General features: G+C 45.2%; 22 protein-coding genes. 19 read left to right on the top strand and 3 right to left on the bottom strand.

The annotated features are described in order from the left end of the window. Positions 1–16 precede the first annotated feature (16 nt). From purC to purD, 9 genes are read left to right on the top strand one after another with little or no spacing between them, the layout of a single operon-like run. Positions 17–739 (top strand): phosphoribosylaminoimidazolesuccinocarboxamide synthase, encoded by a 723-nt coding sequence (gene purC, locus ACGTN9_RS09945; protein ID WP_499592340.1) that lies wholly within the window; start codon positions 17–19, stop codon positions 737–739. Further along, complete coding sequence (gene purS, locus ACGTN9_RS09940; protein WP_499592338.1) at positions 727–975, top strand: phosphoribosylformylglycinamidine synthase subunit PurS; 249 nt, start codon at positions 727–729, stop codon at positions 973–975. The genes purC and purS overlap by 13 nt, the downstream gene beginning before the upstream one ends. Then, positions 972–1,655, top strand: a complete 684-nt coding sequence (purQ, locus tag ACGTN9_RS09935) for a phosphoribosylformylglycinamidine synthase subunit PurQ (RefSeq protein WP_499592336.1) — start codon at positions 972–974, stop codon at positions 1,653–1,655. The genes purS and purQ overlap by 4 nt, the downstream gene beginning before the upstream one ends. Then, positions 1,639–3,864, top strand: coding sequence for a phosphoribosylformylglycinamidine synthase subunit PurL (purL, locus tag ACGTN9_RS09930; RefSeq protein ID WP_499592335.1), 2,226 nt, complete (start codon positions 1,639–1,641; stop codon positions 3,862–3,864). Before purQ ends, purL begins: the two co-directional genes overlap by 17 nt. After that, positions 3,840–5,252, top strand: a complete 1,413-nt coding sequence (gene purF / locus ACGTN9_RS09925) for an amidophosphoribosyltransferase (RefSeq protein WP_499592333.1) — start codon at positions 3,840–3,842, stop codon at positions 5,250–5,252. Before purL ends, purF begins: the two co-directional genes overlap by 25 nt. A 42-nt stretch (positions 5,253–5,294) precedes the next feature. Continuing rightward, the gene (gene purM / locus ACGTN9_RS09920; protein ID WP_499592331.1) at positions 5,295–6,317 is read left to right on the top strand and encodes a phosphoribosylformylglycinamidine cyclo-ligase; all 1,023 of its coding nucleotides are present in this window, start codon (positions 5,295–5,297) and stop codon (positions 6,315–6,317) included. Beyond that, the gene (gene purN / locus ACGTN9_RS09915) at positions 6,314–6,892 is read left to right on the top strand and encodes a phosphoribosylglycinamide formyltransferase (protein ID WP_499592445.1); all 579 of its coding nucleotides are present in this window, start codon (positions 6,314–6,316) and stop codon (positions 6,890–6,892) included. The genes purM and purN overlap by 4 nt, the downstream gene beginning before the upstream one ends. Next, a complete protein-coding gene (gene purH / locus ACGTN9_RS09910; RefSeq protein WP_499592330.1) occupies positions 6,889–8,427 on the top strand; it encodes a bifunctional phosphoribosylaminoimidazolecarboxamide formyltransferase/IMP cyclohydrolase in 1,539 nt (512 codons plus the stop codon). Before purN ends, purH begins: the two co-directional genes overlap by 4 nt. A 21-nt stretch (positions 8,428–8,448) precedes the next feature. Next, positions 8,449–9,732 carry a phosphoribosylamine--glycine ligase gene (purD, locus tag ACGTN9_RS09905; RefSeq protein ID WP_499592328.1) on the top strand — a complete coding sequence of 428 codons (1,284 nt, stop codon included), beginning with the start codon at positions 8,449–8,451 and terminating at the stop codon, positions 9,730–9,732. Here the strand turns inward: purD and ACGTN9_RS09900 are convergent. Together ACGTN9_RS09900 and ACGTN9_RS09895 are read right to left on the bottom strand one after the other, a co-directional pair. Then, positions 9,700–9,795: an EYxxD motif small membrane protein gene (locus tag ACGTN9_RS09900; RefSeq protein ID WP_499592444.1), complete on the bottom strand. Its 96-nt coding sequence runs from the start codon at positions 9,793–9,795 to the stop codon at positions 9,700–9,702. The genes purD and ACGTN9_RS09900 overlap by 33 nt on opposite strands. A 72-nt stretch (positions 9,796–9,867) precedes the next feature. Continuing rightward, positions 9,868–10,128 carry a YgaP family membrane protein gene (locus ACGTN9_RS09895; protein ID WP_499592326.1) on the bottom strand — a complete coding sequence of 87 codons (261 nt, stop codon included), beginning with the start codon at positions 10,126–10,128 and terminating at the stop codon, positions 9,868–9,870. 113 nt (positions 10,129–10,241) lie between these two features. Between ACGTN9_RS09895 and ACGTN9_RS09890 the strand changes: the two genes are divergently transcribed. The 9 genes from ACGTN9_RS09890 (at position 10,242) to putP (ending at position 23,689) form a co-directional block, all read left to right on the top strand. Further along, the gene (locus ACGTN9_RS09890; protein ID WP_499592324.1) at positions 10,242–11,984 is read left to right on the top strand and encodes an adenine deaminase C-terminal domain-containing protein; all 1,743 of its coding nucleotides are present in this window, start codon (positions 10,242–10,244) and stop codon (positions 11,982–11,984) included. 41 nt (positions 11,985–12,025) lie between these two features. Further along, positions 12,026–13,093 (top strand): DUF3048 domain-containing protein, encoded by a 1,068-nt coding sequence (locus ACGTN9_RS09885; RefSeq protein ID WP_499592322.1) that lies wholly within the window; start codon positions 12,026–12,028, stop codon positions 13,091–13,093. Positions 13,094–13,119: 26 nt separating this feature from the next. Beyond that, positions 13,120–13,422, top strand: coding sequence for a YerC/YecD family TrpR-related protein (locus ACGTN9_RS09880; RefSeq protein ID WP_499592320.1), 303 nt, complete (start codon positions 13,120–13,122; stop codon positions 13,420–13,422). A gap of 402 nt (positions 13,423–13,824) precedes the next feature. Continuing rightward, positions 13,825–14,508, top strand: a complete 684-nt coding sequence (gene pcrB, locus ACGTN9_RS09875; protein WP_499592318.1) for a heptaprenylglyceryl phosphate synthase — start codon at positions 13,825–13,827, stop codon at positions 14,506–14,508. 21 nt (positions 14,509–14,529) lie between these two features. After that, positions 14,530–16,758 carry a DNA helicase PcrA gene (gene pcrA, locus ACGTN9_RS09870; protein WP_499592316.1) on the top strand — a complete coding sequence of 743 codons (2,229 nt, stop codon included), beginning with the start codon at positions 14,530–14,532 and terminating at the stop codon, positions 16,756–16,758. A 15-nt stretch (positions 16,759–16,773) separates the two neighbouring features. Next, complete coding sequence (gene ligA / locus ACGTN9_RS09865; RefSeq protein WP_499592315.1) at positions 16,774–18,777, top strand: NAD-dependent DNA ligase LigA; 2,004 nt, start codon at positions 16,774–16,776, stop codon at positions 18,775–18,777. Between the two features lie 11 nt (positions 18,778–18,788). After that, a complete protein-coding gene (locus ACGTN9_RS09860) occupies positions 18,789–19,910 on the top strand; it encodes a CamS family sex pheromone protein (protein ID WP_499592313.1) in 1,122 nt (373 codons plus the stop codon). A gap of 178 nt (positions 19,911–20,088) precedes the next feature. Next, positions 20,089–21,639: an L-glutamate gamma-semialdehyde dehydrogenase gene (pruA, locus tag ACGTN9_RS09855; RefSeq protein ID WP_499592311.1), complete on the top strand. Its 1,551-nt coding sequence runs from the start codon at positions 20,089–20,091 to the stop codon at positions 21,637–21,639. 535 nt (positions 21,640–22,174) lie between these two features. Continuing rightward, positions 22,175–23,689, top strand: coding sequence for a sodium/proline symporter PutP (gene putP, locus ACGTN9_RS09850; RefSeq protein WP_499592309.1), 1,515 nt, complete (start codon positions 22,175–22,177; stop codon positions 23,687–23,689). Between the two features lie 75 nt (positions 23,690–23,764). On the opposite strand, the gene ACGTN9_RS09845 is transcribed toward putP, so the two are convergent. Next, positions 23,765–24,571, bottom strand: coding sequence for an alpha/beta fold hydrolase (locus ACGTN9_RS09845; RefSeq protein ID WP_499592307.1), 807 nt, complete (start codon positions 24,569–24,571; stop codon positions 23,765–23,767). A gap of 295 nt (positions 24,572–24,866) precedes the next feature. Here ACGTN9_RS09845 and gatC point away from each other — a divergent pair, with 295 nt between their 5' ends. Continuing rightward, positions 24,867–25,157, top strand: coding sequence for an Asp-tRNA(Asn)/Glu-tRNA(Gln) amidotransferase subunit GatC (gatC, locus tag ACGTN9_RS09840; protein ID WP_093045347.1), 291 nt, complete (start codon positions 24,867–24,869; stop codon positions 25,155–25,157). The last annotated feature ends 9 nt before the right edge of the window (positions 25,158–25,166 follow it).

The raw sequence follows: 25,166 nt of genomic DNA, 5'->3' as shown, positions 1-25,166 counted from the left end.
ACGAGGTGTTCTGAAGATGAAAGGCTCCCTATTATATGAAGGTAAAGCGAAGAAAGTTTATTATGTCGACGGTAAATCTGAGCAATTAATACTCTCTTACAAAAACGATGCTACAGCTTTCAATGGCAAGAAAAAAGACCAATTTGCCGGTAAAGGCCGTTTGAATAATTTAATTACTGCCCGTATTTTCGAGCATTTACACCAGCAGCATATCCCCTCGCATTTTTTGAAAGCACTGAATGATACTGAACAGCTTGTTCAAAAAACAACAATCATTCCGTTAGAAGTAGTAGTCCGGAACATTGCCGCCGGCAGCTTGACCAGACGGCTAGCTATCCCGGAAAGAACAGTGCTTACCCCTCCCATCATCGAACTTTTTTATAAAAATGACGAACTCGATGATCCGCTCATCAATGATGATCATGCCAAACGTTTAGCGGACGTAACGGAACATGATCTTGACCATATCAAAATTCTCGCACTTAAAATCAATGAAATATTGAAACGGTTATTCAGGCAGGCTGACCTGGAACTGGTAGATTTCAAGCTGGAATTCGGCCGTCTGGCAGATGGAACTATTGTATTAGCTGATGAAATATCACCTGATACATGCCGGCTCTGGGATGTCACAACCGGAGAAAAAATGGACAAAGATGTCTTCCGCGAAGATATCGGAGATTTGATTGAAACCTATGAATCTATTTTACAACGACTGGAGGAGAACAAATGCGTAAAGTAAAGGTTTATATCACATTGAAGGAAGGCGTCTTAGACCCACAAGGTAAAGCAGTGAAAAACTCTTTGAATACATTGGATTATACAAATGTCAACGAGGTAAGGGTTGGAAAGTACATGGAAGTCATGATGGAAGACGCTGAGAATCTGGAAGCTCAGGTAGAGGAGATGTGTGAAAAGCTGCTTGCTAACCCGGTCATCGAAGACTACTCCTATCAGATAGAGGAGGTCATCGCGTGAAATTCGCTGTCGTTGTATTCCCGGGATCCAATTGTGATCGGGATATGTACCATGCCGTCAAAGATGGCTTGAACGAAGAAGTGGACTTAGTTTGGTACCAGGATGCAGATTTATCTGAATATGACGCGATTTTACTGCCTGGCGGCTTTTCTTATGGCGACTATCTTCGTTCCGGGGCGATTGCTTCCACGTCGAATATTGTCCAGCAGATCAAAGAAGCAGCAGCTCAGAAAAAGCCGGTCTTAGGTGTTTGTAATGGGTTCCAGGTTTTATTGGAATCCGGCCTTTTGCCAGGTGCGATGCTTCCCAATCGGGATCTTAAGTTTATGTGCCACCACGAAGAATTGCGTGTCGAAAATGCGGAAACGATGTTCTCTTCTGAATATCAAAAAGGCGGACTAATCCGTCTTCCGATAGCTCATGGAGAAGGGAATTACTATTGTGATGATGCTACTTATCAACAGTTGAAGGATAATGAACAGATTGTTTTCACTTACACGAATAATCCTAATGGGTCGACTGGAGATATCGCAGGCATTGTCAATGAAACTGGTAATGTTCTCGGTATGATGCCACACCCGGAACGCGCGGTTGAAAGCCTGCTCGGAAATGCAGACGGTCTGCGTTTATTTCAGTCCATTTTGATGTATTGGAGGAATAATCATGTCATCCATGCTTGAAATAAGTCCACAAGAAATAGAACAGAAACGGTTATACGCAGAAATGGGACTCAGCGACCAGGAATACCAGCAGGTTGTCGAATTGTTAGGGAGACGCCCGAATCATACCGAAATCGGTTTGTTTTCCGTCATGTGGTCCGAGCACTGCAGTTATAAAAACTCGAAGCCGCTCTTGAAAAAGTTCCCAACAGAAGGTCCTCACGTATTACAGGGACCAGGTGAAGGCGCAGGAGTCATTGATATCGGTGATAATCAGGCTGTCGTCTTTAAAGTCGAAAGCCATAACCATCCTTCTGCGGTCGAACCATACCAGGGAGCAGCGACCGGTGTCGGTGGGATTATACGTGATGTTTTCTCTATGGGTGCCCGCCCGATTGCTTTGTTGAACTCGCTTCGTTTCGGCTCCCTGAAGCATCCTCGGATCAAGTACCTGTTTGAAGAAGTAGTACGCGGGATTGCCGGTTATGGCAACTGTGTTGGCGTGCCGACGGTGGGAGGAGAAGTCCAATTCGATGATTCCTATGAAGGCAACCCGCTTGTCAATGCCATGTGTGTCGGCTTGATCAACCATGATGACATTCAGAAGGGGATTGCCGCTGGTGTCGGCAACACGGTGATGTATGTAGGAGCGAAAACCGGCCGTGACGGGATCCATGGTGCTACTTTTGCCTCGGAAGAACTGTCAGAAGAAGCGGAAAGCAAGCGCCCTTCCGTACAGGTCGGCGATCCGTTCATGGAGAAGCTGTTGATTGAAGCGTGCCTGGAGGTCATCCATCATGATGCACTGGTCGGTATTCAGGACATGGGAGCAGCTGGTCTGACTTCTTCAGCAAGTGAAATGGCAAGTAAAGCCGGCACAGGAATGGAAATGAACTTAGACCACATTCCGCAGCGGGAAAAGAATATGACGCCTTATGAAATGATGCTGTCAGAATCACAGGAGCGGATGCTTTTGGTTATTGAAAAAGGACGCGAGCGGGAAATTAGTGAGATTTTCAAAAAGTATGACCTGGAAGCTGTAGCGGTAGGGGAAGTCATCGAAGAGCGCCGGTTCCGTCTGCTTCATCATAATGAGGTAGTCGCTGATGTACCGGTAGATGCCCTGGCAGAAGATGCACCGGTCTATCACCAGCCTTCCAGCGTTCCAGCATACTATAAAGAATTTCAAGCGATGGAAGACTATCAGCCTATTATTGAAAACTACGAAGAGACATTGCTTCAACTATTGCAGCAGCCGACAATCGCCAGTAAAGAATGGGTCTACGATCAGTATGATTCCATGGTGCAGACCAATACGGTCGTCACACCAGGCTCTGACGCGGCGGTTCTCAGAGTCAGGGATACTAAAAAAGCGCTGGCCATGACGACGGATTGTAACTCCCGTTATATCTACCTTGATCCGGAAACAGGCGGGAAAATCGCTGTAGCAGAAGCAGCACGTAATATCGTCTGTTCCGGTGCCCGTCCATTAGGTTTGACGGATGGTTTGAATTTCGGTTCGCCGGAAAATCCGGAAATCTTCTGGCAAATGGAAAAAAGTGTAGACGGAATGAGTGAAGCATGTAAGATGCTTGAAGCGCCTGTAATTAGTGGAAATGTGTCGCTATACAACGAATCCTATGGTAAGGCGATTTACCCGACCCCGATTGTTGGAATGGTCGGTTTGATTGAAGATACTTCCCATATTACGAGATCCGATTTTCGACGAGCTGGTGACTTGATTTATGTGATTGGAAGAGCAGAACCGGAATTTGGCGGCAGCGAATTGCAAGGGATGCTTGAAGGTCGTCATTTTGGTAAAGCACCTCGTATTGATTTAGAAGTGGAAAAAGAGCGTCAATCCAGTTTGTTAGCTGCAATTCAATCAGGTCTTGTTCAATCAGCACATGATATTTCAGAAGGCGGATTTGCGGTTGCTTTGGCAGAGAGCCTGTTTGGTCAGGAGTTTGGTTGTGATGTCAGTTTGACAGGAAATGCAGCAGCGGAGCTTTTTGCGGAAACACAATCTCGTTTTCTTGTTTCTGTACGTCCGGAAGACCATGAGAAATGGGAGCAATTGATGACAGAGGCAGTCTTCGTCGGTACCCTCAATAATGATGGCAATTACCGTGTAAGTCTGGATGGAGAAACTATCCTTCATACACCGACGAAAAAATTGAAGGACGCCTGGAAAGGAGCAATTCCATGCTTGGTGAAATCAAAGGCCTAAATGAAGAATGCGGCATCTTTGGAGTGTGGGGACATGAAGAAGCGGCACAGATTACGTACTATGGTCTTCACGCCTTACAGCATCGCGGGCAGGAAGGAGCCGGAATTGTTGTCAGCAACGGAGAAGAATTGAAGCTGGCCAAAGGGTTAGGCCTTGTAAATGACGTTTTCCGACAGGACTTGCTTGGAGATATGGAAGGACATGCAGCGCTCGGTCATGTTCGGTATGCAACTCAGGGCGGTGGCGGCTATGAAAACGTCCAGCCGTTGTTATTCCGATCACAAAAAAGCAGCATGGCACTCGCGCACAATGGCAACCTCGTCAATGCCCAGGCGCTCAAATATCAGCTGGAAGCACAAGGAAGCATTTTACAAACGACCTCCGATACGGAAGTAATTGCCCACTTGATTAAACGAAGCGGCCACTTGGACATGGAAGAAGCCTTAGTCCAGGCGCTGACGATGATCAAAGGAGCTTACGCATTTTCAGTCATGACAGAAAAACAGCTGTTTGTAGCTCAGGATCCACGCGGGCTGCGTCCCTTGTCGATCGGACGCCTCGGCACCGGTTATGTGGTGGCTTCAGAAACCTGTGCCTTTGATGTCGTAGGAGCTCAATATGAGCGTGACGTGCAGCCGGGAGAATTATTGATCATCGATGAAAACGGAATAGAGTCGAAGCGTTTTTCTGCTCCTATTCAACGGACACTCTGCTCGATGGAACATGTCTATTTTTCTCGTCCGGATAGTGATTTGGACGGCATCAATGTCCACGCTTCCCGCAAACGGATGGGAAAGGCGCTGGCTAAAGAAGCGCCGATTGAGGCAGATGTAGTGACAGGCGTTCCTGATTCCAGTATTTCTGCAGCCATCGGCTATGCCGAGGAGGCTGGCATCCCGTATGAACTTGGGATGATAAAAAACCGATATGTAGGCCGAACTTTCATCCAGCCATCGCAGGAGCTTCGGGAACAAGGGGTGAAAATGAAACTATCCCCGGTCCGAGGTATCGTCAATGGCAAACGCGTCGTCATGGTTGATGATTCGATCGTTCGCGGAACTACCAGCAGACGGATCGTTAAGATGCTGAAGGAAGCGGGGGCGACTGAGGTTCATGTCCGCATTGCTTCGCCACCGATCAAAAACCCTTGTTATTACGGGATTGATACCTCGACATCGGGAGAGTTGATAGCCGCCAATCATAGCCTGGAAGAAATGCAGGAAATCATCGGTGCGGATAGTTTGGCATTTTTATCAGTCGAAGGGTTGGAAGATGCCATTTATGAAGGTAGCCAATCCATGGAGCACGGTGCTTGTGCGGCCTGCTTTACAGGCAATTACCCAACAGAAATCTACCCGAACACCGTGCCTCCTTATGTGAAAGCTTAGAAACTGCTGTTAAGAAGAAACAAAATGAAAAGAGGGGTTAATATGAGCGATCGTTATAAACAAGCAGGCGTCGATGTGGAAGCAGGTTATCAAGCTGTGGAACAGATGAAAAAACACGTGACGCGGACACTGCGTCCGGAAGTGGTCGGAAGTCTGGGCGCCTTTGCAGGTATATTTGATATCAGTAAATTCGACTATGAGCATCCGGTACTGGTCACCGGGACGGATGGGGTCGGGACGAAGCTGAAGCTGGCATTCGATATGGGTAAACACGATACCATCGGTCAGGACGCGGTAGCGATGTGTGTCAATGATATCGTCGCTCAAGGGGCTGATCCGTTATTTTTCTTGGATTATATCGCTTGTGGAAAAAATAATCCCGATCAAATCGAACAGATTGTCAAAGGTATCGCGGATGGCTGTGAACAATCCGGATGTGCTTTGATTGGCGGGGAAACGGCGGAAATGCCAGGAATGTATGACCCACAGGAGTATGACCTGGCCGGGTTTGTCGTTGGTATCGCAGAGAAGAGTGAATTGATTACCGGCGAAGATGTCAGAGCAGGCGATGCAATCATTGGTTTACCTTCATCAGGCGTTCATTCCAACGGTTTTTCGTTAGTAAGGAAAATTATTGCCGAGCATAACCTGGATCTTCAAGAAGCTTTTCCGGAATTACCGGGATCTTTAGGAGAAATGCTTCTGACACCGACAAGACTTTATGCAAGGCAAGTGAAGACAATGAAACAGCATGCAGAAATCAAAGGTATCGCTCATATTACCGGCGGTGGTTTCTATGAGAATATTCCTCGTGCACTGCCGGATGGTTTTGGTGTGGAAATCGATCGTGCCGCATGGAAGCAGCCTGAAGTATTCCCTTTCCTGCAGCAGAAGGGAAATCTGTCTGATGATGAAATGTATGGGGTGTTCAATATGGGCATCGGAATGATCGTCATCGTCTCAGAAGCAGTCCGGGAAGAAGTGATGGAACGATTGGAAGAAAGCGGAGAAACCGCCTATCACATCGGAATGGTAACAGCCCAGGAAGGGATTCAGTGGGCATGATCAAGGCCGCTATTTTCGCCTCAGGTACAGGAAGTAATTTTGATTCCATTGTCCGGGCTGCCGAGCAGGGGGAAATTGCCTGTGATGTCCGTTTACTTGTCTGTGACCGCAGTAATGCGCGGGTGATTGAGAAAGCAGAGAAGAAAAACATCGACACGTTCGTATTCTCACCCAAGGAATTTGATGGAAAGGATGCGTATGAGCAGCAAATTCTATTAGAATGTAGGAAACGGGGAATTGAGTGGATATTTCTTGCTGGTTATATGCGGTTGATCGGGCCTGTTTTATTAGCTCCATATCAAAACCGGATCATCAATATCCATCCATCACTTTTGCCTGCTTTTCCAGGTAAAGATGCCATCGGCCAGGCTTTTGAAAAGCAAGTGAAGGTGACAGGGGTGACCATCCATTATATTGACAACGGGATGGATACCGGTCCGATTATAGAACAGGAAGCAGTCCGGATTACAGCCGAAGATACAAGAGAAAGCCTGCAGAAAAAAATCCAGGCAGTTGAACATTCCCTCTATCCTAAAGTCATCCAAACATTATTAGTCGAGGAGGAAATACATTGAGTGAAAAAAAACGCGCATTGTTAAGTGTTTCTGATAAAACCGGATTACCTGGTTTTGCGAAACAATTAGTGGATAACGGATACGAGCTGGTATCCACTGGCGGGACGAAAAAAGTGATCGAGGAAGCAGGGTTGCCGGTACTATCGGTCAGTGATGTAACCAACTTCCCGGAAATCATGGATGGGCGCGTCAAAACCCTTCATCCAGCTGTCCATAGTGCGTTGCTGGCGAAACGGGACAACGAAGTCCATATGGATCAGCTGCGTAAATTGGAACTCGACACGATTGATGTGGTAGTCGTCAACTTATACCCTTTCCAACAAACGATTGCCAAGCCTGATGTCACAGAAGCTGATGCCATTGAAAATATTGATATCGGCGGTCCTACTATGCTTCGTGCTGCGGCTAAAAACTTCCACGATGTGGTTGTGGTCGTTGATCCAGCGGATTATGAGTCAGTAGCGGATGGGTTGCAAAAAGACGGACTTAGTGTCGATATGCGCAAGCGCCTCGCAGGCAAAGTCTACCGCCATACTGCCAACTATGATGCTGCGATTGCGGCATACTTTACAGAAAGGACAGAAGATGACTATCCGGAAACATACACGGCGACTTTTGAAAAAGTCCAGTCTCTTCGTTACGGTGAAAACCCTCATCAGACAGCGGCATTTTATAAGCAGGCAAATGCGGAAGGTGCCACACTTTCCAATGCTAAGCAGTTGAATGGAAAAGAACTTTCCTATAATAACATCCAGGATGCCAATGCTGCGCTTGAAATCGTTCAGGAATTCAAGAAACCGGCAGCAGTTGCAGTCAAGCATATGAACCCTTGTGGGGTCGGTACCGGTGCTAATCTTTTTGAGGCTTATCAAAAAGCTTATGAAGGGGACCCGATTTCCATATTTGGCGGCATCGTCGCTGTTAATCAGGAAGTCGATTTGCTCACTGCAGAAAAGATGAAAGAGATCTTCCTGGAAATTATCATTGCACCGAAATTCAGCCAGGAGGCATTAGATTTACTAACCACAAAGAAAAACTTGCGCTTATTGGAAGTTGAATGGACGAAAAACAGCAAAAAGGCACATAAGCTTACTTCGGTCAGTGGTGGGCTGCTAGTCCAGGATACGGATGAAGGAAACTTAGATTCCGTTGACTTACAGGTGGCAACAGATCGCGAACCTACGGAACAGGAAATGGAAGACTTGAAACTAAGCTGGCAAGTGGTTAAGCATGTCAAATCAAATGCAATTGTAGTTGCCAAGGCAGACCAGACGTTAGGCATTGGTGCCGGGCAGATGAATCGTGTCGGCGCAGCAAAAATAGCCTTAGAGCAGGCGGCCGATAAAGCGAAGGGAGCTGTGATGGCATCTGATGCGTTCTTCCCGATGCCTGATACGGTAGAAGCGGCAGCTGAAGCAGGAATCAAAGCAATCATCCAGCCGGGCGGTTCGAAGCGCGACCAGGATTCCATTGATGCCTGCAACAAGCATGGAATAGCAATGGTATTTACGGGAATGCGGCATTTCAAACATTAATCCAGACGGGAGTGGAACGTTATGAACGTATTAGTTATCGGCCGTGGCGGGCGTGAGCATAGCATCATCCAAAAGGTTTATCAAAGTCCTCAGGTCAATCAGATTTTCGCAGCCCCTGGAAATGGCGGAATGGAAGCCCTGGCAGAACGGGTGGCTATCAATGAAACAGACAGTGAGGGATTGATTGCTTTCGCTCGGGAACACGAGGTAGATCTTACTATTGTAGGACCGGAAAACCCTTTGATGGCCGGGGTCGTTGACGAATTCCAAAAAGCCGGACTCACCGTCTTTGGGCCAGAGAAGCGGGCAGCGGAAATTGAAGGCAGTAAGCACTTCGCTAAGGCATTGATGGAAAAATACGATATTCCGACAGCAGGGTACCGTGTGTTCACGAATCCGGACGAAGCGAAAGCATATATTGATGCCAAGGGAGCGCCAATTGTTATCAAAGCGGATGGTTTAGCAGCAGGAAAAGGTGTAGTCGTTGCAGAAACCGATGAAGAAGCGAAACAAGCGGTGGATAGAATGCTGATTGAAGAACAGTATGGGGAAGCGAGCAAGGAAATTGTCATCGAAGAATTTTTACAAGGGGAAGAGTTTTCACTGATGGCGTTCGTAAACGGAGAACAGGTATATGCAATGCTCCCTTCACAAGATCATAAACGCGCTTTTGACGGCGATAAGGGACCGAATACAGGAGGTATGGGGGCATATGCTCCAGTCCCCTTTTTATCTGAGGAAGATATAGATACTGCAATCAACCATATTCTGAAGCCGGCAGCAAAAGCATTAGCTGACGAAGGAAGGCCATTTACCGGCATCCTGTATGCTGGACTGATTCAGACAGAGGAAGGGCCTAAGGTCATTGAATTCAATGCCAGGTTTGGCGATCCGGAAATACAGGTTGTGCTGCCTTTATTGAAAAATGACTTAGTTCAAGTGATGGTTGACGTATTGAAGGGGAATGATCCACAACTTCAATGGAAACATGGTTATTGCGGTGGAGTAGTCGTTGCCTCTGAAGGTTATCCCGAAGCTTATGAAAAAGGGAAGCCACTCCCGGATTTACCTATAGAAGAACCTGAAGTGACCCTCGTCCATGCCGGGACGAAGCGGCAGGGAGACCGCTTTGTATCGGATGGAGGACGCGTCCTGCTGGCATATTCTTATGCGATGGAGCTCGAAAATGCGATGCAGAATGTTTATCAAAAACTGCAGGCGTTCGATGATTCGGGACACTTTTTTTATCGTACTGACATAGCCAAGCGTGCACTAAGACCGTCGTTTTTTCATAAAAGCATATAAAAGCGCAATAATACTCCCGATAATGACAGCCAGCACAAATGAAGTGTCCGTAAAATATTCCATGATGTCCATAATATTCACTCCTTTTTATAGGAAAGGGTTACTCCTGATGAGAGTAACCCTTTTTCTATGTTGTTAAGATGGATTGAAGGTCTGTTCCTGTTCTTTCTTGCCATCATTGGCTTTCATCCCTGTTTGGACAAGCGCTGTCACCGGGCAGTACCGCACGATACCTTCCGCAACCTTCATAGCGCCAATCATAATCCACAGTACATTGGTCTCAGAATAAGGACGCTTCAATGCCCGGATCGTGCAATAACTCATCAAAGTGAACCCTGCTGTAATACGCACCATAGCATTCAAGATACCAATATTCGGCTTGATTCGTTTAAACATAAAAAACACCCCTTTCCCTGTCATATTTTCGTCAAATAATACTTCAAAACGTTACTGCGTGAAAACGCTTCCTGTGTTAAGATAGAAAGAAACTCCAAATTGGGGGAAGAGTAATGAACGAAAATCGATTCCGTTGGCGCAATCGGCAGCTAAGGGAGCATGCTTCCATCATCGATGGAAAACAAGCGCCTACCAAAGTAATCAAACATGCGACGTATTTAAATGTATATATGAAACAATGGATGGAAGGCAACATATGGATTGATCAAGACAGGATCGTTTATGTGGGCAAGGAAATGCCTGGCAACACCCAGGGAACTGATATCATTGATGCGGAAGGTCAATATATTGTACCTGGCTATATTGAGCCCCACTCTCATCCATTTCAGTTATATAATCCCCAAAGCCTGGGGCTTTATGCAGCTAAGACAGGGACCACGACCCTAATAAATGACAACTTAATGTGGCTTTTTTTATTAGATGAAAAGAAAGCGTTTTCTTTATTAGAAGAATTTGTAGAACTTCCTTGCTCCATGTTCTGGTGGGGGCGCTACGATTCACAATCAGTCCTCCAGGAAACAGATCAGGAAGAATTCTCAGAAAAAGTATTGCCCTGGCTGAATCATGATGCCGTCATCCAGGGAGGTGAGTTGACCTCCTGGCCGGAAGTGATGAAGGGTGATGATCAGACATTATACTGGATGCAAGAAACCACGAGGCTTCGTAAGCCGGTGGAAGGTCATTTGCCGGGAGCTTCGGAAAAGACGTTGACGAAAATGCGCCTGCTCGGTGTGGACTCGGACCATGAAGCGATCACCGCGGATGAAGTATTGAAGCGGTTAGCACTTGGTTACAATGTCGGGCTTCGTAATTCTTCGATTCGCCCTGACCTGTACGACATGTTAAAAGAGCTGGTCGATCGCGGTCACACGCAGTTCGATCATTTTATGATGACAACTGATGGATCTACCCCAAGCTTCTATGAACAGGGAATCATGGATACCTGTGTTGAATTAGCCATCGAAGCAGGGGTCCCAGTAGTAGATGCCTATTTAATGGCATCCTATCATGCGGCACGGCATTTCGGTGTTGAACATCGCGTCGGGAGTATCGCTCCGGGGAGAACTGCTCATTTAAATTTTCTCCGTGCTCCGGATGACCCGCATCCACACTCGGTTCTGGCAAAGGGAGAATGGGTGAAGCGTGATGGTGAAGCAATCACAACAGATAAGAAGATTGATTTTCCTGCCTTCGGTGTAACTCCACTCCAATTGGACTGGGATTTACAGGAGGAAGACTTGCAATTTTCTATGCCATTAGGAATTAAAATGACTAGTGCTGTCATTCTGCAGCCCTACGCGGTAAGTATTGACGCTTCAGCAGAGAAACTATCGGAAGAAAATGATGAATCATTCCTGATGCTTCTCGACCGTGACGGGGAATGGCGGGTAAATACGATTTTAAAAGGATTTACTAATAAACTGGGTGCCTTGATAAGTTCTTATTCCAATACTGGCGATATTGTCATGATTGGAAAAAGCAAGCATGATATGAGAGTGGCCTTTGACAGGATGAAGGAAATTGGAGGCGGCATTGTCCTCGCCCATGAAGGAGAAATCATCTTTGAAATGCCGCTTAAGCTGGGCGGTGTCATGTCCGATGAAAAAATGGAGCAGGTAATGGCTAAGGAAAAAGAGCTGCGGAAGCACATGGAAAACTTCGGTTATCGTCATGAGGACCCTGTATACACATTGCTTTTCTTATCTTCTGTACATTTGCCTTATATACGCATTACCCCGGTAGGAATATTGGATATCAAGAAGAAAGAGGTACTCTTTCCTGCAATAATGCGTTAAAATGTTAATATAGAGAAATAATGAAATAAGGGTGGGAATCCGTGAAAAAGTATGTAATGGGTGTGTTGTTGCTCTTGTCTCTTCTGCTCGCTGCCTGTACAAATGAAGAAACCGAAGGCAAAGAACCAGCCGATGCTCCTGAAAAGGAGACACAGGACTCGGAAAGTTATGAGAAGAAAGAACCCGAGGAGAATACATATAGCCATGTATTTCCTTTTACCGGGGAGCCGACCAACGAAACGGTGGATCAGCGTGCTATCGCTGTAATGGTGAACAATCATTCGAAAGCAAGGCCACAGACAGGGCTCAGCCAGGCCGATATTGTTTTTGAGTTGCTGGCAGAGGGGGAAATCACCAGATTTTTAGCGGTTTTTCATAGTAACATACCGGATAAAATCGGTCCTGTCAGGAGTGCGCGTCCTTATTATTTCAACCTGGCTAAAGTTCATGACGCAATTTACACCTACCATGGAGCTGCTAAATTCATTGATGACCAAATCAGGAATGATGGCCACGACTATCTGAACGGGGCAACATATGATAATGACGGGAAGCTGTTCCAGCGGGATAATACCAGGAAAGCCCCGCACAATTCATATATGCTGACAGACGGTATATCCCCGGTTATCGAGCGGAAAGGCTACGCGGCAAGCCGTCAAATCGAGCCATACTTCTATACGGATGAGGAGTCGGCGGAGACGAAGAACGGAAAAGATGCTTCTGACTTGAAGATCGTCTACTCGAAACGTTTTGATGTGACCGTAGCTTACGCGTATGATGAGGATAAAGGTCGTTATCTCCGCTATAATGATGGGAAACAGACACTAGAACGAGAGGGGAAAACTCCGATCGAACTCGATAATGTGTTGATTATAGAAACAAGTCATCGAGTTATTGATTCGGCTGGCCGCAGGGATATTGATTTAAACTCCGGCGGAAAAGGGTATTTACTCCAAAAAGGAAAGCTTCATGAAGTGACATGGAAAAATGAAGCAGGCCGTATCATTCCGTATCAGGGAGATAAAAAAATAGGACTGGTTCCGGGACAAACATGGATCAATGTCATTCCGGCTGATCCTGGTCTCGAACATTCCGTGTCATACCGGTAAACAGGAGAATAGGAGGATGAAAGTTAATGCAAATTGATAAGTTGCGAGGGAAGACGCTAGATCAACTTTTTGAAGCTATCCTCGCACTAGAAAATGTAGAAGAATGCTATCGCTTTTTTGATGACTTGGCTACGATGAATGAAGTCCAGTCATTGGCTCAGCGTCTTGAGGTGGCCCGGATGCTTCGCGAAGGGTATACTTATCATAAAATTGAGACGGAAACAGGAGCTTCGACAGCGACAATCTCCCGGGTCAAGCGCAGCTTGAACTATGGAAACGATGCATACCAGATGGCACTGGATCGTCTGGCCGCCCAAAAAAGTGAATAAACAACAACAAAATCGCGCTCCGCATAAGGGGCGCGATTTTTTCATGGTCTAGGAAATTATAAAAAATGAGGGTTTTGGATAACATTTTGCAATGGGCCGCATCCAGCTCCAGCGCCTACCCCCTCGAGGTCTTAAGTCAATCCTCTCTGTGCAAAAAAACGTCACGGCGAGGCTTGACTTAAGCTTGTCGGGGGTGAGCAAGGCGCTTGCGCTTTTGCTCTTTAGAAGCAGGCAATTCGTTCGTATTATGATATTTTTGATTACAAATCTGTATTATTGTTCTCATATACAGGTTTTCGCTCCTCATATCCATCTATCGAAGAAAGGGTTGTGCTGGTTCCTTTCTGCCAGTGATTTTTGCTATAATGAAATAATGGATTATAGGTATTGGAGGATACAATCGTGTACAATGTGAACGAGTGGCAGCATGTATTCAAGCTCGATCCGAATAAAGAAATTTCAGATGAACATTTGGAACAGATTTGCGAATCAGGGACAGACGCTGTCATCGTCGGTGGTACGGACAATATTACCCTTGATGGTGTCCTGAATTTAATGGCGAGAATACGGCGCTATTCCGTCCCGTGTGTGATGGAGGTTTCCAATCTTGATGCCATCACACCAGGCTTCGATTTTTATTTTATTCCAATGGTGATGAATAGTCAGGATAAAAAATGGATGATGGATATCCAGCACCAGGCAGTAAAAGAGTACGGCGATATCATGAACTGGGAAGAGATGCTGGTGGAAGGCTACTGTATTCTTAATGAAAATGCAAAAGCTTTTCAACACACAAACAGCAGCCTCCCCTCAAATGAAGATGTCATCGCCTATGCGCGAATGGCAGAGCATATGTACCAACTGCCGATTTTTTATCTGGAATATAGCGGCGTCTACGGTGATACCGAGCTCGTCAAAGAGGTGAAAGACACGCTTGAAAAAACGTGCCTTTTTTATGGCGGCGGGATCACCACAGCTGGACAAGCAGAAGAAATGAAGCAGCACGCGGATGTCATCGTCGTAGGAAATGTCATTTATGATGATATAAAAGCTGCCCTGAAAACGGTCAAGGCGGCAAAAGCATAAATAATAAAGGATGGTGTCAACATGGCCCAGGCAATTAACGGGTTATTGAAAGGCCTTAATGAAGAACAGCGGAATGCTGTGACACATACAGAAGGACCACTACTGATCATGGCAGGTGCAGGAAGTGGGAAAACACGAGTACTTACACATCGGATTGCCTATCTGCTGCAAGAGAAGGAAGTTTCTCCGCGCAGTGTTCTGGCAATCACATTTACCAATAAAGCCGCACGCGAGATGAAAGAAAGGGTCGAAAGTCTTGTCGGAGCGGAAGGCGATGCGATTTGGATGTCGACCTTCCACTCGATGTGTGTGAGAATTCTGCGTCGCGATATTGACCGGATCGGATTCGACCGCAACTTTTCCATTCTAGATTCAAGTGATCAGTTGTCGGTTATCAAACAGGTGTTGAAGCAGCTCAACCTGGACCCTAAAAAATGGGACCCCCGTGCCATGCTTGGTGCGATCAGTGGAGCGAAAAATGAACTGATGTCCCCGGACGACTATGCGCAGCAGGCAGGAAGCTTTTATGAAGAGCAAGTAGCTGAAGTGTACAAGCGTTATTCAAAAACATTGCAGAAAAATCAGTCGCTAGACTTCGATGACTTGATTATGCAGACGCTAAATCTATTCGACAGGGTGCCGGAAGTGCTGGAATATTACCAGCGCCGGTTCCAATATATTCATGTCGATGAGTATCAGGATACTAACCATGCCCAGTACCAGCTGGTCAACCAGCTGGCGAGCCGCTACCAGAACCTATGTGTTGTCGGGGATTCGGACCAGTCGATTTATCGCTGGCGAGGAGCGGACATCCAGAATATCCTGTCTTTTGAAAGCGACTATCCGAACGCACGCGTCATCATGCTGGAGCAAAATTACCGTTCCACTAAATTGATTCTTGATGCCGCCAACAAGGTGATCGAGAACAATTCCGGCCGTAAACCGAAGCGCTTGTGGACCGATAATGACGGCGGGGAGAAAATCTTTTATCACGAGGCAGCGACGGAGCGGGAAGAAGGACTGTTTGTCACAAATAAAATAGAAGAAATGGTTCACAACAACAAATGCCAGTATAAAGACATTGCGATTCTTTACCGGACGAACGCCCAGTCCCGTACGATTGAGGAAACATTCGTAAAAGCCGGCATCCCTTACCAAATGATTGGCGGTACAAAGTTCTACGATCGTAAGGAAATCAAGGATATGCTTGCTTACTTACGTTTGATCGCTAATCCAAATGATGATTTAAGTTTTACTCGAGTCGTTAACGAGCCGAAGCGTGGGGTTGGTAAAACAAGTATTGAAAAGCTGCAGGCCTATGCGGCTGATCATGATATTTCCCTTTATGAAGCAGCGGCAGAAGTGGACTTTGTCGGTGTCAGCGCCCGGGCAGCAAAGTCGATCATGGATTTCCGTACCATGATCAGGAATTGGACGCAGCAGCAGGAATTTTTATCTGCGACAGACATGGTTCAGGAAGTCATCGATAAGACAGGCTATGAAGAAATGCTGAAAAACGAAAAAAGCATTGAAGCGCAAAGCCGTCTGGAAAATATCGAAGAATTCAAGTCAGTGACGAAGAACTTCGAAGAAAACAGCGAAGATAAAACGTTGATTGCCTTTTTAACTGACCTTGCTTTGATTGCCGATATCGATCAAATGGATGAAGATCCAATGGGTGATAATAAAGTCGTCCTTATGACGCTTCATTCTGCAAAAGGACTGGAATTCCCGATTGTCTTTTTAATCGGGATGGAAGAGAATGTCTTCCCGCACAGCCGTTCCATCATGGATGAGGATGAAATGGAGGAAGAGCGTCGTCTAGCTTATGTCGGTATTACCCGAGCGGAAAAGCAGCTGTACATGAGTCATGCAAAAATGCGCACGTTATATGGAAGGACGAATATGAACCCGGTCAGCCGGTTTATCAATGAAATTCCAGCGGATATGATCGAAGGTAAAGCAGAAAAAGAAAACTTGCCATTTTTCAATAACCAAAAACGCTCTACCGGATTTGAGGCACCTGCTCAGCCGAAACGGGCTGCTCAAAAGATCAAGAAAAAGACAGCGTCTGGCGGTGAAAAGATCACCTGGCAGGCTGGCGACAAAGCTCAACATAAAAAATGGGGCGAGGGAACAGTCGTCAAGGTACAGGGAGAAGGAGAAGCGATGGAGCTTGATATCGCGTTCCCGGCACCAGTCGGTGTCAAACGCCTGCTGGCCAAATTCGCACCAATAACAAAAGGATAAGGTGAGGTGGCTCCTGTGAATGAAAAGGAAGCAAAACAAAAACTGGAAACACTGCGTGAACAACTGAACCAGTACAATTATGAATACCATGTTCAGGATAACCCAAGTGTTTCTGATTACCAATATGATATGAAAATGCGGGAATTGATTGAGCTTGAGGAGCAATTCCCAGAATTGATAACACCTGATTCCCCTTCCCAACGTGTCGGCGGTCCCCCACTGGATGCGTTTGAAAAGGTCCAGCACAACGTTCCGATGCTCAGTCTCGGAAATGCTTTCAATGAAGAGGAACTCCGGGATTTCGACCGTCGTGCCCAGGGTGGTGTCGAGGAAGAGGTCCAATATGTATGTGAGCTGAAAATTGACGGGCTTGCTGTGTCTTTGACATATGAAGATGGCTTGTTCGTCCGCGGGGCCACTCGTGGAGACGGGACAACTGGAGAAGATATTACAAAAAATCTGCGTACCATCCGCAATATTCCACTGCGACTGAAGGAGAACCATACGTTGGAAGTTCGTGGGGAAGCTTATATGCCGAAAAGGTCCTTTATAGCCCTTAACGAAGAAAAAGAAGCGAATGGGGACGAGCCGTTTGCCAACCCTCGGAATGCAGCAGCAGGATCTTTGCGCCAGCTTGATCCGAAAATCGCTTCCAAACGTAATCTCGACATTTTCTTATACGGTGTCGGGGAGTGGGAGGACAGCACACTTGAGTCTCATAGTGAGCGCCTTGAAAAATTAGAAGAACTAGGTCTGAAAACCAATCCAGAATGGAAAAAGTGCCGTAATATTGATGAAGTGATCGATTATGTCAATGGCTGGGTGGAACGCCGTATGGACCTCGATTATGAAATCGACGGTATCGTCATCAAAGTAGACCGGCTGGATCAGCAGGAAGAACTAGGTTTTACCGCTAAAAGCCCCCGTTGGGCAACCGCCTATAAGTTCCCGGCAGAAGAAGCGATCACTCATCTGAAAGATATTGAATTAAGTGTAGGAAGAACAGGAGCAGTTACACCAACTGCCATCCTTGAACCGGTAAAGGTAGCAGGTACAACGGTACAGCGTGCATCCCTTCATAATGAAGATTTGATCAAAGAAAAAGATATCCGTATTGGTGATACGGTAGTCATCAAAAAAGCTGGAGACATCATCCCCGAGGTGGTACGGGTTGTGATGGATGAACGTTCTGGAGAAGAGGAGCCTTACCGGATGCCGGACCACTGTCCGGAATGTGGAAGTGAGCTGGTTCGTTTAGAAGAGGAAGTCGCTCTACGCTGTATCAATCCGAACTGTCCCGCACAATTACGTGAAGGTCTGATCCATTTTGTATCAAGAAATGCGATGAACATCGATGGTCTTGGAGAAAAAGTGATTGCCCAGCTATTTAAAGAAAATCTTGTATCGACAATAGCCGATCTCTATAAACTGGATCGCGAGGAACTGCTGAAGCTTGAACGGATGGGAGAAAAGTCGGTAGATAATCTTCTAAGTGCGATTGATGCTTCCAAAGAAAACTCGTTGGAGCGGCTTTTATTCGGTCTCGGAATCCGTTATGTCGGCTCAAAAGCTGCTAAAACTTTGGCAGAAGCGTTCGGGACGATGGAAAAGCTGCAGGAAGCGACCTATGAAGACTTGACAGCAGTCAATGAAATCGGAGATAAGATGGCTGATTCTATTTATCGTTATTTTGACGAGCCGAAAGTACAGGATTTGCTTACGGAATTAAAACGCCTCGGCCTTAATATGGAATATAAAGGACGTAAAAAGAACGACCAGCCCACTGATTCACTATTTTTGGATAAAACAATTGTACTGACCGGAAAAATGGAAGATTATACCCGTTCGGAAGCGAAAAAATTAGTCGAAGACCTTGGTGGTAAAATTACAGGGAGTGTCAGCAAGAAAACGGATATATTGATTGCAGGGGAAGATGCTGGCTCGAAGTATGATAAAGCGAAAGATCTTGGAGTTGAGATCTGGGATGAAGAAAAGTTCAAACAAGCATTGGATGCTTAGGGAGTGGAAATATGAGAAAGCTGCATGCATTATGGATAAGTACTCTCCTGGTGCTGACCGGGTGTATTCCGGTCTATGATAATGAAGAAGAAATTGTACAAGAGAACTCCGAGGAAAATAAAAACGAGACAGCCATCGTACCGCGCCATAATATTTCCGAGGAACATTACAAAACGATTTTGACCGAAGATGGGCCTAAACAGGCTGAAGCCAGAGGAGCTCTTACCCGCCAAATCAGTAATCGTCTTGATATTGATGCGCTGGAAACTGGGCTGCAACGGCATTCGAAAGAATTTTTTAATCCTGAATCCTTTTATTTTCAGGCCGGCCAGTATTTAGATAAAGGGACAGTGCTGTCGTTGATAGACGGATTGAATCCAAACCGTGATAAATTGGAAGCCGAAGAAGATTACAGAGAAAATCCACGGGTATTGTCCCATATTTTAGAGCAAAATTACTTGAAAGAGGAAGAAGAAGGGGTAGTCAAGGTTGCGGGGATTTCGATTGGAATAGCCCTTAAATCCACCTACTCCTTTCAAACGGAAATCGGGGGACCCACCTACCATGAAGATGTCTCTAACGAAGAAATTTTGGCAGTGGGACAAAAAACAGCTGATCGTGTGCTTGAGGAAATTCGCAGTAATGAAGCATTACAGAATGTTCCCGTTATGATTGCGCTCTATCGTGAGGAAGAAGCAGGTTCAGCTGTCCCGGGTGATTTTGTCAAAAAAACGTATGTAAAAGGCGGGAGCAAATCAGCATCCGGTTGGGAAGACGTTAATGAAGATTACATTTTATTCCCATCAGGCGAAGCGGAAGAAAAGCATTTCGAAGATTCTCAGCTGATTGGGGAGTTTCGAAATGAAGTTTCCAAGTATTTCCCTAACTTCGTAGGCTTCGTGGGTGAAGGTTTTTATGTCGAAGATACCTTAAGGGAAATTTCCATTGAAATCCCGATCCAATTCTATTCTAAAACAGAAGTTGTCGGTTTCACCCAATATGTCTATGGCTTAGTCATGGAGATGTTCAATAAAGGGTACAAAATAGAAGTGAAAATTCATAGTAATAACAAGCCCGAAAGCTTGATTGTAAAAGAGCGGGGGAAAGAAGAACCCACCGTTCATATCTATTAAACTAATATCCACCCAGCTAAATTGCTGGGTGGTTTTTTGTCTGAAACGGAAAAATAGGTATTACGTTTGAAGAGTTGGAAGAGATAGGATAGAATATGTTATGGAAGCGCTTTAATAAGGTTACATAAGTGAGATGAAAGCGGGCTTCTATTTCTATTTCCCAAGGAGGCGTTTTAGAATGGTAGTACCTTACAAGCATGAACCCTTTACAGATTTCAGTGTGGAAGAAAATCGTAAGGCAATGGAAGAAGCGATTTCCAAAGTGGAATCTGATTTAGGTAAAGAATATCCACTGATCATTGGTGGCGAGCGTATCATGACGGACGATAAAATTGAGGTCGTCAACCCGGCCAATCGGAAAGAAGTCATCGGGTATGTATCAAAAACTAATAGAGACCTTGCTGAGAAAGCGCATAAAATTGCAGACGAAACTTTTGAATGGTGGCGCAAAACGGATGCCAGCTTACGTGCCGATATCCTATTCCGTGCTGCTGCAATCGTACGTCGCCGTAAACATGAATTTACTGCGCATCTGATTAAAGAAGGCGGTAAGCCATGGAAGGAAGCGGATGCGGATACAGCAGAAGCGATTGACTTCATGGAATATTATGCCCGCCAGATGCTTCGCATTGATGAAGGTGTGGAAGTGAATTCCCGTCCGATAGAAAACAACCGTTTCCACTATATCCCGCTGGGCGTAGGAGTTGTTATTTCCCCATGGAACTTCCTATTCGCGATCATGTGCGGTACGACAGTGGCATCTATGGTTTCTGGCAACACAGTTCTTCTGAAACCTGCGAGTGCAACTCCTATCATTGCTTATAAAATGATGGAAGTATTAGAAGAAGCAGGCTTGCCTGCAGGTGTCATCAATTATGTGCCTGGAAGCGGTAAAGAAGTGGGCGACTATCTTGTCGATCACCCACGTACAAGGTTTGTCAGTTTTACCGGATCCCGTGAAGTAGGAACTCGTATCTTCGAACGTGCAGCCAAAGTTCAGGATGGCCAAAAATGGCTGAAGCGTACGATTATCGAAATGGGTGGAAAAGATACCATTATTGTTGATAATGAATCTGACCTGGAGCTGGCAGCGGATGCTATCACTTATTCTGCTTTCGGTTTCTCTGGTCAGAAGTGTTCGGCATGTTCCCGTGTTGTCGCGCATGAAGATGTTTATGACGAACTGCTTGAGCGTGTCGTAGAAAAAACTAAAAAAGAAGTAAAATACGGCGATCCGACGGATAATAGCTTCTATATGGGTCCTGTCATCGACCAGGGAGCTTATGATAAGATTCTCGGTTACATTTCAACAGGGAAAGAAGAAGGCCGGTTGATGCACGGCGGCAAAGGCGACAACAGCAAGGGATGGTTCATTGAACCGACTATATTCGCTGACGTCGACCCGGAAGCCACCATTATGCAAGAAGAAATTTTCGGTCCGGTTGTCGCGTTTACGAAAGCTAAGTCATTTGACGAAGCGATCGATATCGCTAACAATACCGACTATGGTTTGACTGGAGCTGTCATTACGAACAACAGGCAGCACCTGGAACAGGCTCGTCAGGATTTCCACGTCGGAAACCTTTACTTTAACCGTGGGTGTACAGCTGCGATTGTCGGCTACCATCCATTCGGCGGCTTCAATATGTCAGGTACCGATTCTAAAGCCGGTGGTCCGGATTACCTTCTGCATCACATGCAGCCAAAAACTACTTCTGAAATGCTATAAAATCAATGCACACTATACAAAAAATTCCTCCATTCGTGGAGGATTTTTTTTGTAGGTTTGGGAAAAATATTAACGTCCTTCGAGAGGGCTTAAGATATGTTAAAAAATGTATGGGTAGATAGTAGTACCGTCTTAATTGGGTGTTTCTGCAAATTTATTAAATTTTTTTTTATTACCTTTTATGAATATATATCGCATATAAAAATTATATGACGTTAAATATAGTGTTTATATGAATAAATATACATCTGTTTGTCGATGATATAATTTTTGCAATGTTCAAATCATTTGTATATGATATAGTTGTACCTGCGTTTGTGATTTAGCACTCCTGTGACTTTTGAATCATTATTTGAAATTTTTAAAAAATTGCATGGGAGTGTATAACGGAGCTACGGACAAAAAACTTGGAGGTGGAAATATGGAAGAATTCGCACTATCCGGGGCAACATGGTTCTGGCTGTTTGTCCCAATGCCAATATTAATCATACTATCCGTCATAACCTTATTTACTGAAAGGAGCGAATAACAAACAATGGGTACAGCAACGTTAATAACGTTTATTATCTATCTTTTAGGTATGCTTGGCATCGGTTTTGCCGCATACAAAATGACAAGTAATTTATCTGACTATGTATTAGGTGGCCGCCGTCTTGGACCTGGTGTTGCTGCATTAAGTGCAGGTGCATCGGATATGAGTGGATGGCTATTGCTAGGTTTGCCTGGTGCTATTTATGCTTCTGGATTCTCAGCAGCATGGATCGGTGTCGGTCTTGCCATTGGCGCATATTTGAACTGGCAATTCGTTGCTCGTCGTCTGCGTGTTTACACGGAGGTTGCGAATGATTCGATCACGGTTCCCGACTACTTAGAGAATCGCTTCCACGATAACTCACATATTTTGCGCGTGATTTCAGCACTTGTAATCCTTCTATTCTTTACCTTCTACACATCTTCCGGTATGGTAGCAGGTGCCAAACTGTTCGAAGCTTCGTTTGGATTAACTTATACCCAAGCGCTTTGGATCGGTGCCATCGTAACCATTTCTTATACTTTCTTAGGTGGTTTCCTAGCTGTAAGTTGGACAGACTTCGTCCAAGGTATCTTGATGTTCGTCGCGTTGATTGCAGTTCCGATTGTAGCAATCAGTCAAATCGGTGGATGGGATGCTACGATTGATGCTGTTGGAAACATTAGCGCGTCGCACGTAGATATGGTACAAGGTGTAGGTATCATCGCCATCATTTCGTCTATGGCCTGGGGACTGGGTTACTTCGGTCAGCCGCACATTCTTGTACGTTTTATGGCACTGCGTTCAGCAAAAGATGTACCGAAAGCCCGTTTCATCGGTATCGGCTGGATGGTACTAGGTCTTTATGGTGCTATTTTTACAGGTATTGCAGGTCTTGCTTATATCAATTCCCAGGATGTTGGAATGTTAAGCCAGTTTGGAATCGAAATTGTCAATGAAAATGGCGTCCAAATGCTTGCAGACCCTGAAAAAATATTTATCGCATTTTCTCAAATTCTGTTTCACCCGATTATTTCGGGTATCTTATTAGCGGCAATTCTGTCTGCGATTATGAGTACGATTGACTCTCAGTTGCTTGTATCTTCTTCTGCATTGGCTGAAGATTTCTATAAAGCCATCATCCGTAAACAGGCGACAGAGCGTGAATTGGTCTGGGTAGGCCGTATCGCAGTTGCGGCAATTGCATTGATCGCAATCCTGCTTGCCGGTAACCCTGACAGCTCCGTGTTAAGTCTTGTTTCCTATGCATGGGCAGGTTTCGGTGCCGCATTTGGTCCGATCATCATCTTGTCCCTATTCTGGAAAGGCATTACTAGAAACGGTGCATTAGCAGGTATTATTGTCGGTGCGGTTACAGTCGTTGTATGGGCTGATTTCCTAAGCGGCGGTATCTTCGACTTGTATGAAATTGTTCCTGGTTTCATTTTGAACACCCTTGTTGCTGTTATTGTCAGTTTAGCAGGGAAGAAACCATCGAAAGAAGTAATCAGTGCATTTGATGAAGCGGCTCGCCGTTAATCAAATAAAAAGGGCTGTCCCATAAGTCTGCAACAGACTTACTGGGACAGCCTCTTTTTTTCTGTATGGAAATGTTTACAAAGCAATAGAGTTTTGAATCTTTTTCTTATGACGATACTGATTGATGAAGTTGATTGCCAACTCATTGAACTTGTCTGCTTGTTCAATATTGCAGACATGACCGCAGTCCGGAATTTCGGCTAACTGGGCATGGGCAACTTTTTGCACTGTCTTGCGAACATCCTTGATACAAAGATGATCCTGTGTTCCCGAGATAAATAACTTTGGAACCTTTGCTGCCTTGTGGATCTTCTTCAATGTCTTTTTCGGGTGTCTGGCTACTTTATACCAGGTCAAAAAATCTTTTCGCTTCATTTTTTTGGCTTCCCGGACAAATGCTTCTCGTCCTGATTTATGATTGGATCTTGGCATCAATATACGCGCGAACAATTTGTATAGTGCGTGGTAAGGCATGAAATTTTTGAGTGCTTCACCCAATACGAGCAATACTTTTGCCATCGCATTCAACCTGACTATAGAGCCGCCAAGTACCGTCGATCTTACTCGTTCAGGAAAATGACTGATCAAGCTCTGGATAACCATCGACCCTAATGAAATTCCAACAAAATGGGCCTTAGGGATCTTCAAATAGTTGAGCAAAGCGATAATTTCCTCGTTTACCGTTTGAAAGCTCATTTTTTCCGGATAAGATGTCGTGCTGGGTGAATCACCATGTCCAGGCAGATGGATGGACAATACATTGAAATGTTTACGGAAAGCTTTAATCTGCTTATAAAATATCGTAGAGTTTCCTCCAATACCATGAACAAAAACAACATACTCAGATGTAGAATCTTTTGTTTTCAAAACGTAGTCAAGCATTGATGATCTCCTTTGTGACAACACATACAAAAATGCTTCCCCTTTGCTCTAGTCCTTAAACTATGAGGGGATAGGGTGTGTTGGTTGTGAAAACGGTTGTACCACCGAAATTATAGCATGATTTGGATAGAAAATCTTGCGGTAATGCTTTCCTTCCTATTTAAGAGTTTCTTATGAGCTATCCGTTGTTTTATGTTAAGATAGGAAAGGTGAAAAACTTGAACATTGCTTATTGAATCAATCATTTGGTATCATCTAATATTATGTGAGTACGAGACTGAATGGAGGTTTGGTTATGTCTAGAATCAGTAAAGATGAAGTGAAACACGTGGCCAATCTGGCCCGTCTTGCGATTAGTGAAGAAGAGGCGGACATGTTTACAAAACAGTTGGACGATATCATTACGTATGCCGAACAATTAAATGAACTGGATACCACCGATGTCAAACCGACGACACACGTATTGGACTTGAAGAATGTCATGCGTAAGGACGAGCCGAGAAAGTGGCTGGAGAAAGAAGATGTAATAAATAACGCACCAGATCATAAAGACGGACAATTCAAGGTTCCATCTATTTTGGAATAAAGGAGGTAC

The sequence above is a fragment of the Halobacillus sp. B23F22_5 genome (genome assembly GCF_043497085.1).
Lineage (GTDB): Bacteria > Bacillota > Bacilli > Bacillales > Halobacillaceae > Thalassobacillus.
Note: the sequence above shows the minus strand (reverse complement) of the source record. Positions and strands in the feature narration are given on the sequence as shown.